Below are 13,312 nucleotides of genomic sequence, written 5' to 3'. Positions count from 1 at the left end.
AACCATGGAAGTAACACTCAACAAAGAAACTTTAAACAAAGAAACCAAGCTTATTAGTCTGATAAAATCCTATGAAAGCGTCCTTGTAGCTTTTTCGGGCGGCGTCGATTCTACTTATCTCATGGCTATAACTCAGGAGGCCTTGGGGCAAAACTGTAAAGCAGTTTTTGCACGTGGCCCGATGATTTCCAGCGAAGAGCAGAACTCCGCTCTATTGTTAGCTCAAACATATCACTTCCCCATCGAAGTGATTGATATTGACATTATTGAGTTACAACCGTTTCGAGATAATCCGCCGGACCGATGTTACTTTTGTAAAAAAGAATTATTTGAGACATTCCTGTCGCTAAGCAAACAATTAGGATATTCTAACTTAATTGAAGGAACGAATGCTTCCGATGACCAAGATTATCGTCCTGGAAGAAAGGCTCTCAAAGAATTAAAGATTAAAAGCCCCTTGCTGGAGGTTGGACTTACAAAGGAAGAGATCCGAGCTTTATCTCGGCGACGGAATTTACTGACTTGGGACAAGCCATCAATGGCCTGTCTTGCTTCAAGAGTTCCTTACGGTGATGCCATATCCGTTGAATTATTAACCAGAATTGCTCAGGCTGAGGCTATTCTGGTCAGTTTTGGCTTTGACGAATGTCGCGTAAGGGCCCATAAAGACATAGGGCGTATTGAGATTCCGACCCAAGAATTTGCGTCTTTTTTCCAACATTATACTGAAATTGCTGAAGCTATTAAAAAGTTAGGTTTTCAATTTGTAACGCTGGATTTAGAAGGACTTCGTTCGGGCAGTTTAAATCATAACCAGAAGGGAGGGGGACTAAATGGATGAGGAAACCCTTAAAACTCTCCTTGAAGCCGTTAAAGCAGGAAATTGTACCCCAGAGCAGGCTTTAAACCAACTGAAGGAATTGCCCTTTGAGGATTTAGGGTTTGCCCGCTTAGATCATCATCGAGCATTAAGGACAGGACAATCTGAAGTTATTTTTTGCCAAGGGAAGCAACCAGAGCAAATTGTTTCCATCTTGAAACATTTAGGCGCTAAATCTCGGAATGTCTTGGCAACTCGGCTTATCCCTGAACATGCTGATATAATACTGCATCATTTCCCCGGTGCTCAGTATGATCCCCTGGCACGCTGCCTCCTGTTGCTGCCCTTGGAAGAGCCAACAATTCCAGGAAAAATTCTTATCATGACTGCCGGCACAGCTGATTTACCTGTAGCCCGGGAGGCTTGGCTTACAGCTCGTTATATGGGTCATGACGTAGAAACAATTTTTGATGTTGGTGTTGCGGGGCTTCATCGCCTTCTTGCTCAACGAGAGACTATGGATAGTGCAGATGTCTTGATTGTTGTGGCAGGAATGGAAGGTGCTTTAGCGAGCGTTGTCGGCGGTTTAGTCGAGCAGCCGGTGATAGCCGTGCCGACAAGTGTTGGGTATGGCGCTCATTTTCAAGGGCTGGCAGCATTACTCAGCATGCTGAACAGCTGTGCTTCAGGAGTAGGCGTTGTAAATATTGATAATGGTTTTGGGGCGGCTTCTTTAGCGTCGACAATTATTCGCAGAGTAAACAAAAATCATTGAGAGGAGCCTCAATTTGAAAATTCTTTTTTGGGATACATTTGCAGGTATTAGCGGAGATATGGCTTTGGGGTCTTTAATAGCCTTAGGTGCAGACACGGAGAAGATTATTGAACAATTGCATTCTATAGGTTTGAACGAATTTCGACTGGATGTCCGTTCGCGTCAAGTTCAAGGCATTCAAGCAACAGATATCGATGTTGTAATACTAAATGAGCTCCAACACGAAAGCGATCATAGTCATGAAAACGAACACGAACACGAACACGATCATAGCCAAAAGCATGATCATACTCATAATCATAATCATAATCATAATCGGTTTCTGCCAGATATTCAGAACATGATCTTGTCAGGTTCCTTATCCGAACGTTCTCAAAAAAACGCTTTACGAGTGTTTGATGTCTTAGCTGAAGCAGAAGCCAGAGTTCATGGGACAACTCTTGATAAAGTTCACTTTCATGAAGTCGGGGCAGTGGACTCTCTTGTCGATATCGTTGGGACCTGCATCGCTCTTGATCTTTTAGACATTGAGGAAATTCGTGTTCCTACTCTTCCTTGGTCAAAAGGCTTTGTTCAATGTGCTCATGGAACGCTGCCCCTGCCGGCTCCTGCGACTCTGATGCTGCTGCGGGGCTTTAAATTCAGAGAATCCGGCATTACGGGTGAACTTATTACGCCAACAGGAGCATCTCTTATGAAGGCTTTAGCTCAACAGAGTGATTTCCCGGAAATGGTTATTCAGAATGTGGGTTATGGGTCAGGTAAAAATGATTATGGCATTCCAAGTCTGCTTCGAGGGGTAATTGGAGAAGTATAAACCTAAGGAGATAGTATGGTTGAAAAAATTATTGATAGTTTGAAACAGTCAGGCTGGAATGTAGGCACTCTAGCGGGAAACTGGTTTTGTGCTGTCTCTGACTCTCAGCCGCGAGGTCTTATCTTTGGATATTTAAATGAGATTCCTGATGATTTAATGGTTAAGATATCTGAATTTAATATTCCACTCTGGGACGCAATTGTTTTTTGTCCTACAGGGTTTGATTCAGCGCAGTTAAAGAAACATCGTTTTCCGGGTATCCAATTATGGTATTGGGATCTGGAAATGGGGAATCTATTTCCCTTTCCACCGACGAAAAAGCGGGATATTCCCAATATGTTACAGCAAATTGCCAGCGGAACTCCAATTACGCTGAATGTTGAACCCCAATCTCCAAAGCTATCGACGCCTTATTTTACTTATGTTCTGCTGGGAGTTAATGTCATAGTTTTTTTACTTCTGACTTTAGCAGGTGGGTCAACAAATCCTGATGTCTTAATCACCTTCGGCGCTAAAGTTAATTCTCTAATTCAAGCGGGTCAAGTGTGGCGCTTATTGACATCTATGTTTATTCATATTGGCATCCTGCATCTAGCTTTCAATTTATATGCTTTATGGGCATTAGGACCTGTGACGGAACAGAGTTATGGGCATGGAAAGTATTTTGCAATTTATATGTTAAGCGGTCTGGGAGGATCCTTAGCGAGCTTTCTGTTTTCGCCGGCTCTTTCGGCGGGCGCTTCAGGAGCAATTATGGGCCTCTTAGGAGCCCAGTTGCTTTTTATTTACAAACGACCGTATCTGTGGAAATCCGGTCTGGGAATGAACCTTGTGATCGTTATTTTGGTAAACCTTGGCTTTGGCTTTTGGCAGCCGGGAATTGATAATTTTGCGCATTTAGGAGGACTTTTTACTGGAATGTTAATGGGTCTCATTTTCTCCTGGAAAACCTTCGCGCAACCTAAGAGTACCAAACTTTCATAAAAATACCTCTTTCTTACAAGCATAGTTTCCACCTATCTAAGGACAAACTATTATCAAGAGCTTGCGGTTTCTTAGCGAGGTGGCTTTAATTAATTGCCATCGTTAGTTAAGAAAGCGTAAGCTCTTTAATGTTTGTAATCAATTCCTATGTATTCGTCTTTTGGGCGGTTCGATGAATCTCAGTAAAGAATTCACTAACTTCTTGGGGAGTAGGAATATGTTGCTCGACGTGACCTAATTCTTTAGTTATTGTGGCAAAGGCATTTAACCAAGCCTCAGTGATTCGAGTTGCAATTTCTTGAGGGCTATTCATAGTAACAACTCCTTTCAGTTTTATATAGCTTATGTTATTTTAGATAATGAGTGCATATCCATTGCGGTTATAGATATTTGAGGAGGATGGAGCATTTTTGGTGAAAGGGAAGAAAAATGTTAGACATTATTTTTCACGAGATTATTGGGTATATGCCGGAATTTTTCTTCTAATCGTCTTGGTTGGAGGGAGACTGCTTGTTCTTCAAGTTATACATGCATCCTATCTTCAAGCTAAAGGAATTGAACGTAGAACTGCAGATAAACGTCTTCAGCCTAAACGTGGTTCAATTTATGATGCTCAGGGGAACGTTTTAGCCCAGAGCGTTCCTGTTAAAGAAATCTATGCAGATCCGAATACTCTAAGGAACCTAATAGCTCAGAAGAAATTCAGCAATACCAAAGAACATGTGGCTCAAGAGCTTGCGGAAATCTTAGATCTTAATGCCCAAAACATTCTTGATAAACTTAATAAAAACCTATCGTGGGTTAGCCTCGCTCATCAAGTGGATCTACAGAAAGCTAATCAGGTTATGGCTTTGAAAATTCCAGGAGTCGGAATGAATGAAGAAGAAAAACGAGTTTACCCCATGGGAACCTTAGCCGCTTCAGCTCTAGGAATCGTTAATTTGGAGGGACATGGCGCCGAAGGCATTGAGTCTTATTATGATATAGTTTTATTTGGCAAGCCTGGTTTTCAGTCTTTGGAGCAGGACACTCGAGCGCGTTCTATCATTGAGACAATTGACCAAAATAGCCCTTCTCGCCCTGGCAATTGTTTAGTTCTTACCTTAGATTCAACGATTCAATATTTGATCGAACAACAATTAGATCATTTGCAGCAAAGTACAAAGGCTGACAAAGTGACGATTTTAGCCATGGATCCAATGAGCGGTCGTATTTTGGGCTTGGGTTCACGTCCGACCTTCGATCCTACAAATTACCTTACGTCATCGCCGGAAGAACGACGAAACTTGGCGATTAGTATGTCTTATGAACCAGGTTCCACATTTAAAATTATCACCGGCTGCAGTGCTTTAGAAGAAGGCGTTATATCAACGGAGGAGACATTTCCTGATCCGGGATATTTGCGAGTAGGCCCCCGTTTAATCACGAACTGGGATTCTGATCAAAAACCACATGGCAATCCTACCCTTACTGAGGGCATGCAATTGTCCTCGAATGTTGTCTTAGCTCAGGTTGGACTAAAATTAAGCAAAAGTACTTTCTATACATATTTGAAGGCCTTTGGCTTTGGCTCAAAAACCGGAATTGATGCATCAGGTGAGGAAAGTGGTTTGCTTGTTCCTCAAGAGAATGTGCGAGATTTGGAATTGGCAACTATGTCTTTTGGACAAGCTAATTTAGTGACACCTATTCAATTATTAACTGCAATATCGGCTGTTGCCAATGGCGGAACCTTATATCGTCCGTATATCGTAGATGCCGTTAAAACACCCGAGGGAGAAGTAATTCAACAGCAAAAGCCAATTCCCATACGCCAAGTGGTATCCCGGACTACGGCGACACAAATGACGAATATTCTTGAACAGGTTGTAACTGCTGGAACTGGTCATCTCGCTCAAATTCCCGGGATTAGGGTTGCAGGTAAAACCGGGACAGCGCAAAAAGTAGATCCCAGTACCGGGGGATATTCTGCAACAGACTTCATAGCTTCATTTGTTGCCTTTGCTCCTGCCGAGAATCCCAAAATCGCAGTCTTAGTTATTATTGATACTCCAAAAGGTGAGGAAGGGCATCAAGGCGGAACTTTAGGAGGTCCTCCAGCAAGGGCAATAATTGAAGGTGTACTTCAATATTACGGTATTCCTGCAGCCCAGAATACCCCAAGCATCATACCTTTTACATCGGATGATTCTCCGATCAGGCCTTTGCCAAAACCGATAATTCCCAAACGATCACCGGGGAACGGAGAAGTTATTATTCCGGATTTAACAGGAATGACAATACGTGAAGCCGGGGATGAACTGGCAAAATCCGGGCTGCATTTCAATTTTACCGGGAGCGGTCTCGTGATTCAACAAAATCCTGAGGCCGGCAATATAGTAAACAAAGGGACAATAATTGAAATCAAGTTCTCACCTTTAAAGCCTTAGTTTTTCCCAGAAGGCATCCTAAGTTTCAATTTTAACTGTGTCCTTAGGTATGATAAGATATGGTTGAGAAATAAGCAAAAACACGGAGGAATGGTAAGTCATGCGTCTTGATCATCAAATTGAAGCAATGAAAGAAGACATAATTTCAGCGATTCGTGATTGTATTCAAATTAAGAGCGTAAAGGATGTAGCTCATGCAGCCCCAGGATCTCCTTTTGGACCTGGAATTCAAGAAGCCTTGGATTGGACTTTGAAATTGGGAAGGAAACTTGGCTTTGAAGTTAAAAATGTTGATGGATATGCTGGTCATATTGAAATGGGTAGTGGAGATCTCTTAGGAATATTGGGGCATTTAGACGTTGTACCGGAAGGGGATGGTTGGTCGGTTCCACCTTACAGTGCAGCCATCGTTGATGGGAAAATCTACGGCCGTGGCGCCCTGGATGATAAAGGGCCGACTTTAGCAGCTCTATTTGCTATGAAGGCCATTAAAGATGCTAATATCCCTTTGAATAAGCGAGTTCGTTTAATTTTAGGTACGGATGAGGAATCAGGTTGGGCAGATATGGATTACTATTTAAAAAAAGAAGAGGTTCCCTATATTGGTTTTGCACCGGACGCCGAATTTCCTCTGATTCACGCCGAAAAGGGAATTCTTCATCTGGAATTAAAAAAAGCATTTGAGGCTTCTTTACCGCATCTTGTCAGTATTCGTGGGGGAGAACGAGCAAATATTGTTCCCGACCTTTGTGGAGTTACTTTGCGAGGTCTTGATCATGAGTTGATCGTTCAGTCCTTGAATTCCGTCGTTCTCCCTGAGGGAGTGGGGGCTGAAATCAAGAAGCAAAAGGAAACTTCGGAGATTATTATTAGTTTTAAAGGGATAGGAGCTCATGGCAGTCTTCCGGAGAAAGGAAAGAATGCCGTTATCTTTGCCCTGAAATATTTGCAGCAATTACCTCTAACTTCTGCGGAGCAAAAAATACTTGAGTTCATGTTAATGTATCCGGGAAAAGGCTTCTTCGGAGAAGGATTTGGCATTGCTTTCAGAGACGAACCCTCTGGTCAATTATCTCTTAACCTGGGAATCTTCGAATTGACTTCGGATCACCTGCGCTTTGTTCTTGATATTCGCTATCCGGTAACATACAAGCAAGAAGATGTTTTGCAGCCGATCGAAAAAATTATTCGGAGTGAGGGATTTACTTTAGAAATTCTTAGCCATCAAAAAGCTCATCATGTTCCCAAGGATAGTGAACTGGTGAAATCACTGTTGAAAGCTTATGCAGATGTAACTGGCCTCGAACCATACGCTTTTGCTATTGGCGGAGGAACGTATGCTAAAGCGCTCCCTCAGGGCGTGGCTTTTGGTCCTGTTTTCCCAGGTGAACCTGAAGTGATACATTGTGCTGATGAATATATTTCTATCAATAACGTGCTGTTAACGACCAAAGTTTATGCCCAGGCAATCCTAAATATTGCAAGTGACCTTGACCATCGCTAAGATTAAACGTAGGTGAATATAAAAGGATAGGAAAATTATATTCTATAAAAAAAGCTTGACTATCATTAGAATCGTGAGTATACTAGTTATTGTTGTTATTGCGCCACTAGCTCAGCTGGTAGAGCATCCGACTCTTAATCGGCAGGTCCGCGGTTCGATCCCGCGGTGGCGCACCAATTGAATTACAAGAGTAGGTGTATCAGGTTTTATTGAGATACCTGCTTTTTTTTGTGTATTTAGAGCTACTTTTGACTGCCAATTTTTAATTAAAATTTATAAGTCTCTAGATAATATCACTTTCTTTAATCAAATAGTAATTAACCATGTAAAGTACGCCAGGGTTCTGTATAGAAAAGAAGGGATAATCAAATAGATGATATCCCTTTCCGTTGTAATCATTATTTGGATTTTATAACTTGACCTTCTTTAAACACGGCGCCTACCGACTGACCTAAATTATAGTATCTGAAACCCATTCCTAAAGTCGGATTGATTTTCAGTGGGTCGGGTACATCACCTGTCAAGCAATTCTCATTTACAAATGTCGAAACTATTTCTCCAAAAAACACTTCAAATCCGCAGATAGGAACTGTTTGAACGACTTTGCATAAAAAGTTCATAGGGCATTCGCTAATCATTGGGGCTTTTCCAATTTCATCATAGAATGATGAAAACAAATGAGATTTATCTACTGTTTTTCCTGATACTGAGCCGCAGTAATCTGTTTTTTGAATCATATCAACAGAGGGGATATTTACACTGAAATATCCGTTTTCTTTGACACCAATAGTTGTAAAATGAGTATCCTTTAAGGATATATAAAATATCGGTCCTTCACACACTACTCCAAAAGCCCCAATAGTGGCATAATTAGGCTTGCCGTTAACTTCAGCTCCAGCAAGCACAATAGGAATTGGATTAACCATCGGGTAATTTTTGATTTTTACTTTTTCCATGTAAACCTCCAAATATTAGTCTTGCTTGGCTGCCAGCATTTATAATATAGCTGGATTTCTCCCAAAAGTATAGACTTTTTCTTTGCGATGAATTATCATATTGTTATAGTGTGCCCTGAGGATTAATTGTTTCTTCATGGGCATCTTTTTTAGTTTATTTGATCGGTTCCATTCTATGCTGATTGCACATTTAAATCCCATAGGTTTAAAAACAAGCGTTTGGTTTTTCTGGACGTTTGTTTTTTTATCGCCGAATAATTGTGCCGTGTAATCATTTCGTTTTCCAAGAAAAAGACAGGAGGATATCTGTATAAATATAGTATTATGGAGATACATGGATAGAAATTGTTGCTATTCATATAAAATAGAGGTATAATAAGAACATAAGTTCGAACGAATACCAAATAAATGTACTAGTATATTGTGTTACGGTGTCATGTATTGCAGGTCTCTTTTAGTTTCTTAATATCTTAAATCAATACATAGACGCATCCTAATCCAAAAGGAATTTGGCTATCTTGAAAAATGACTAGGTTCTTAATAGTGTAGTTGCTGTATTTCCTTCCTTGATCGGCGAAGACCAGTTATTGAGGTGGAGGTGTAATAATGCCCAAAGTTACAGTCGTTTGTTATATTGCTTCTTTATTGTTCTATGGATTTGGCTATTCCAAAAACTTGATGTTTAATGCAGGACAAATTTATACCTATGACGATAGTTTCAATTTATATCTTGCGACGATTTATTATGTTTTAACGATCTTTTCAGCAGTTATAGGATCTCTCGTCCTTTATCTCAGTACTTTAAGAGTGGAAGCTCCATTTAAAGCCCAGGAGACAATGGAGCTGGGACGCAGCTATAACTATAAAAGAGTTAGAGAGAGGGTGGGTGAAGAGCGAGCAAGATCCAAGATAAAAGCCCAATCTGTACAATATAACCATGGTGTGGATTGGGAAAGAAGGATATCTTCATAATTCGGCGGAGAACAATCTAATTCTTATGTTAAACATAGGCGATGTTTCTTATAAGTTAAGCCAGACAAGTTAAGTCTGGCTTAACTTTTTAATTTTAAAAATTTATAATTGTCGAAATTATTTTTTCAAGAAGAAGGAAATATACTAAAGATGTTGAATGTTTAAATTATACTGACTTTTGCAACAATGCCTACATATTATGTAATACTAAAAGGGGAGGGCTTTTAATGACTAAAATGATAAAGGTTATTGGGTTAACTGGAAGCCTGCGAGAAAAGTCCTATAATTTAGCAGCCTTACATGCAGCAGCTGAGCTGCTTCCCGAATGGGCCACTTTGGAAATAGTGGATTTATCTCCAATCCCGTTTTTTAATGAAGATGTTGAAGCGGAAGGGATACCTCAAACAGTATTGGATTTTAAACGAAAAGTTGCTGAGGCAGATGCTATTCTAATATCAACTCCTGAGTACAATTATTCCATTCCCTCGGTTTTGAAAAATGCTTTGGATTGGGCTTCGAGAGGAAATGATTTGCCATTAAGCAATAAACCATTGGCAATTATGAGTGCTTCTCCAGACATGTTAGGGGGAGCTCGTGTCCAGTATCATCTTCGACAAGTTTGTTTTAAGCTTCACTCGCAAACAGTAAGAACTCCTAAGGTTTTAATAACAAATGCAGCCAAAAAATTTGATCAGGATGGAAAGCTGGCTGATAATCTAACGAAAAGATCAATCTCGAAACTTCTGCAAGTACTGCTTGAAAAAGCACAAGCAAATACTCAATTGAGTCAATCAGCAACTTTTTGCTGATGAGATAATTATGAATCGATCATAGACCCTATTTGTGGCGCATATCTAAAGGCGTCCCAAATGGGACGCCTTTAGTCATAAGCAGAATTTAAGGGGGATCACACCGACTCAGGTTATCATCTAATACCTGTATCCGCAGCCTTTGGCCATTGTCATAAAATCATCTTGAGGACAATCGACCTTGACCGTGAAGTGAGACAGTTTCCTAAAATTAGTATCAGTGTGCTCTCGGCTATCAATCTGCCATTGAATCCCTTGCTTTTTTGCGAAGGTCAGGATTCTTGCTAAATATTCTAGACTTACATTAACAAGACCGAGTGGAGTTATATTCTCGCCATTAGGGGTAAGGATCTTGTTAATGACTTGAATGTCCATTCCTTCCGGAATTTCTCCACAAGCTTCAATATGCTTAGCAATTAGATTATTGTAGATTAATTGATAATCTGCGGTCTCATGATTTTGAAGTTCTTTTATACCACTATCTTGGCCTGTTGAGGTAAATCTTTGAATTGTCCCTTCACACGCTTTCATGGGCAGCCTCCTTGAAATTAGATCTACTCAAGTGCTTAAAAATAGTGCATAAGTTGCTGTATCTAAAGATACATATTTGCTTGTACGAATTCTGCTACTGTTCATGGATATTCAATATAAATTTAATTAATTTTAAACGGAATTGATTCGAATTGGTCTCGAAATATTAACTGATCATCTTAGCGATAAGCTCTGCCGGATCAACAACTCGTACAGTTTGCTTTTCGGTATCGACTTTATCCTTGATGCCGTCTTCCAACATCGTAATACAGAAGGGACAATTGGCACCGATAACTTCCGCGTTCTTCTCAAGAGCTTGTTCAACTCTTAAGTTATTAACCCGTTGGTGATTTTCTTCTTCCAGCCACATACGGCCACCGCCGGCTCCGCAGCAGAAGCTCTTATTATGGTTGCGATCCATCTCGACGATCTCTACTCCCGGAACCATGCGGAAGAGCGAACGAGGAGCATCAAACTCTTGTTGGTAGCGGCCTAAATAGCAGGAATCATGGTAAACGATCTTTTGTGGTTCGACTGCGCCGTTTTTGTTCAGTACTAATTTTCCATCCTTAATTAATTGGTTGAGGAATTGAGTATGGTGAATGACCTCATAATTACCGCCAAACTCCGGATACTCATTCTTTAACGTATTTAGGCAGTGGGGGCAAGCTGTGATGATTTTCTTCACGTTATAGTTATTTAGGATTTCTACATTTTCAGCTGCAGCGGTTTGGAACAGGTATTCATTACCGGATCGACGAACAAAGTCGCCGCAGCATTTTTCTTCTGTTCCCAAGATCGCGAAATTAACTCCGGCAGCTTTCAGAATCTTAGCAATAGCAACAGTAACTTTTTGAGCACGACTGTCGAAAGAACCAGCACATCCAACCCAGAAGAGATAGTCAACATTTTCTTTTTCGCTGATGAGGGGGATGTCTAAGTCAGAGGCCCAATTAGCACGTTCAGTATAGCCGACGCCCCAAGGATTGGCATTATTTTCGACATTACGGAAAGCGGTTTGTAATTCCTGCGGGAAATTACTATCCATCATAACTAACGATTGACGCAAATTAATGATTTTATTAACATGTTCATTGGCAACAGGGCATTGGACTTGACAGGACATGCAGGTAGTGCAAGCCCAGATTTCCTCTTCGGTAACAATGTCACCGATCAGTGATTTTTGCAGAATCTCAGCAGCCTGCGGGTCCTTTGCGGCGATCTCAGCTAAAGCTTCGGCATTTTCGTCGCCGGTGGAGGTTAATCCGTTAGCTCTCAGAATTGCACCTTTTTCCATAAGATGTTCTTTCAATTGGTGACTTAACAAATGTTTAGGATTAAGAGGTTTACCGGAAATATTGGCAGGGCAGTTGGCCATACAGCGACCGCATTCACCGCAGGCAAAACAATCTAATAGTTGTTTCCAAGTAAAGCTTTCTATTCTGGCAACGCCCAACTCTGTCAGTTCTTCATCTTCAAGATCAATCTTCTCAATTTGAGCACCAAGGGGCTTTAAGGATGAGAAATATACATTAGGATGAACAGCTAATAGGTGCATATGCTTGGAATTCGGAATATAAACTAGAAAACTAAAGACGACAACCATATGAATCCACCAAAATGATGTTTGAATACCGACCAATGTATCAGGACTGAGTCCCTTAAAGAGGGAGGCGAAGGTATGATACATAATAGCAAGAGCGTACGCGCTTTTTGGCTCAAGAGCAACTTTAGCGCCGCTGGAAATCCATTCAGTCACTATGACTCCGATAACTAGTAAAACAATAATTGCTGCTTCTTTAGAACGATAGAGTTGAGCTGGCTTAAAGATCCAGCGTCTAATAGAACTAATGATTAAGCCGATGGTCACTAACAAAGTTAAGATATCTTTAAGCATATAAAAATATGGGTTCGTACCTAGAAGGGGAAAAGAATAGGCAGGGAAAATTCCTTCAAATATTAATGGTAATTCGCCTAAACAAATAAAAATAAATCCCCAGAAAATGAAAAAATGAATAAATCCATAAGGTTCACTGATCATTTTACTTTGACCTAAGACTATGGATACAAAATTCATAAAACGTTTTTGGGGGTTTTCGAATCTTTCTTCCTTTACTTTAGCCCCTAATGACAAAATACTAATCTTTTTCTTTAGGGCAGTACTAAAAGCTACGACTGCAACGGCAGCCATGATTAAGAAAACTATTAGCCAACTTAAACGCATTTAACTCCCTCCAATTTAAATAAACTCTCAGCATTGCCGAGGATTAGGAAACTACAACACTTAAAAACTTGTGCAGCCCTATGACCAGGATCTGGTGTCAAACTTCCACTATGCTCCTGTCCTATCCACTCCTTTAAATAATAATATTTAGAAAAGTCCAACAAGTGAAATAATTCACTTTTATTGTGAATCTTTACACTTAAAACATGAAAAATAACCTCAAAACGTTTAGCAATTATTCGGTAATTTCATTTAAGAAATTACTAATAATACACCTGCGTTTTTCTTATAGTCAAAGACTATCATTGAGGTCGTATTATGTCAACATGCTCAATATTAATTTAATATATGGATGCTAAATGTCGAATTATACTACTATATGCCATTAAATAAACGTTTTAGCGTTCTATAAACAAATATTTTTCTTGCAAGAATGGAGTTGAAGAGTTTAGAGGCAATTTTTGCTTTAAATTCAATAAATATAATTTTCT

12 protein-coding genes and 1 tRNA gene are annotated in these 13,312 nt (G+C 40.2%); 9 read left to right on the top strand and 4 right to left on the bottom strand.

Annotated features, from left to right (window positions below):
• The first annotated feature begins 4 nt into the window (after window positions 1-4).
• Genes larE through B5Y67_RS17485 form a run of 4 tightly spaced genes read left to right on the top strand, consistent with a single transcriptional unit; the run spans window position 5 to window position 3,396 of the window.
• Window positions 5-841 (top strand): ATP-dependent sacrificial sulfur transferase LarE, encoded by an 837-nt coding sequence (gene larE, locus B5Y67_RS17500; protein WP_088227701.1) that lies wholly within the window; start codon window positions 5-7, stop codon window positions 839-841.
• Window positions 834-1,595, top strand: coding sequence for a nickel pincer cofactor biosynthesis protein LarB (larB, locus tag B5Y67_RS17495; RefSeq protein ID WP_088227700.1), 762 nt, complete (start codon window positions 834-836; stop codon window positions 1,593-1,595). The genes larE and larB overlap by 8 nt, the downstream gene beginning before the upstream one ends.
• 13 nt (window positions 1,596-1,608) lie before the next feature.
• Complete coding sequence (locus B5Y67_RS17490; protein ID WP_088227699.1) at window positions 1,609-2,412, top strand: LarC family nickel insertion protein; 804 nt, start codon at window positions 1,609-1,611, stop codon at window positions 2,410-2,412.
• A 15-nt stretch (window positions 2,413-2,427) separates the two neighbouring features.
• Window positions 2,428-3,396, top strand: a complete 969-nt coding sequence (locus B5Y67_RS17485) for a rhomboid family intramembrane serine protease (protein WP_088227698.1) — start codon at window positions 2,428-2,430, stop codon at window positions 3,394-3,396.
• A 145-nt stretch (window positions 3,397-3,541) separates the two neighbouring features.
• Here the strand turns inward: B5Y67_RS17485 and B5Y67_RS25425 are convergent, their stop codons facing one another.
• Window positions 3,542-3,709, bottom strand: a complete 168-nt coding sequence (locus B5Y67_RS25425) for a hypothetical protein (protein WP_170932730.1) — start codon at window positions 3,707-3,709, stop codon at window positions 3,542-3,544.
• A 97-nt stretch (window positions 3,710-3,806) separates the two neighbouring features.
• Here B5Y67_RS25425 and B5Y67_RS17480 point away from each other — a divergent pair, with 97 nt between their 5' ends.
• The 3 genes from B5Y67_RS17480 to B5Y67_RS17470 all read left to right on the top strand — a co-directional run bounded on the left by B5Y67_RS17480 (window position 3,807) and on the right by B5Y67_RS17470 (window position 7,505).
• On the top strand, window positions 3,807-5,825 hold the full coding sequence (locus B5Y67_RS17480; protein ID WP_088227697.1) for a penicillin-binding transpeptidase domain-containing protein: 2,019 nt from the start codon (window positions 3,807-3,809) through the stop codon (window positions 5,823-5,825).
• A 100-nt stretch (window positions 5,826-5,925) separates the two neighbouring features.
• Entirely contained in the window at window positions 5,926-7,329 is a 1,404-nt protein-coding gene (gene pepV, locus B5Y67_RS17475; protein ID WP_088227696.1) for a dipeptidase PepV, read from the top strand.
• Between the two features lie 100 nt (window positions 7,330-7,429).
• A tRNA-Lys gene (locus B5Y67_RS17470) sits at window positions 7,430-7,505 on the top strand.
• A 222-nt stretch (window positions 7,506-7,727) separates the two neighbouring features.
• On the opposite strand, the gene B5Y67_RS17465 is transcribed toward B5Y67_RS17470, so the two are convergent.
• On the bottom strand, window positions 7,728-8,285 hold the full coding sequence (locus tag B5Y67_RS17465; RefSeq protein ID WP_088227695.1) for a flavin reductase family protein: 558 nt from the start codon (window positions 8,283-8,285) through the stop codon (window positions 7,728-7,730).
• Between the two features lie 606 nt (window positions 8,286-8,891).
• Here B5Y67_RS17465 and B5Y67_RS17460 point away from each other — a divergent pair.
• Together B5Y67_RS17460 and B5Y67_RS17455 are read left to right on the top strand one after the other, a co-directional pair.
• On the top strand, window positions 8,892-9,257 hold the full coding sequence (locus tag B5Y67_RS17460; protein ID WP_088227694.1) for a hypothetical protein: 366 nt from the start codon (window positions 8,892-8,894) through the stop codon (window positions 9,255-9,257).
• 227 nt (window positions 9,258-9,484) lie between these two features.
• Window positions 9,485-10,066, top strand: coding sequence for an NAD(P)H-dependent oxidoreductase (locus tag B5Y67_RS17455; RefSeq protein WP_088227693.1), 582 nt, complete (start codon window positions 9,485-9,487; stop codon window positions 10,064-10,066).
• Between the two features lie 120 nt (window positions 10,067-10,186).
• Here the strand turns inward: B5Y67_RS17455 and B5Y67_RS17450 are convergent, their stop codons facing one another.
• Together B5Y67_RS17450 and B5Y67_RS17445 are read right to left on the bottom strand one after the other, a co-directional pair.
• Complete coding sequence (locus B5Y67_RS17450) at window positions 10,187-10,597, bottom strand: hypothetical protein (RefSeq protein ID WP_088227692.1); 411 nt, start codon at window positions 10,595-10,597, stop codon at window positions 10,187-10,189.
• A gap of 166 nt (window positions 10,598-10,763) precedes the next feature.
• The gene (locus B5Y67_RS17445; RefSeq protein WP_088227691.1) at window positions 10,764-12,821 is read right to left on the bottom strand and encodes a (Fe-S)-binding protein; all 2,058 of its coding nucleotides are present in this window, start codon (window positions 12,819-12,821) and stop codon (window positions 10,764-10,766) included.
• Window positions 12,822-13,312 lie beyond the last annotated feature (491 nt).

Source organism: Desulfosporosinus sp. FKB (genome assembly GCF_002196705.1).
GTDB lineage: Bacteria > Bacillota > Desulfitobacteriia > Desulfitobacteriales > Desulfitobacteriaceae > Desulfosporosinus.
The sequence above is the reverse complement of the archived record's forward strand: the minus strand, read 5'-3'. Positions and strand labels throughout refer to the sequence as shown.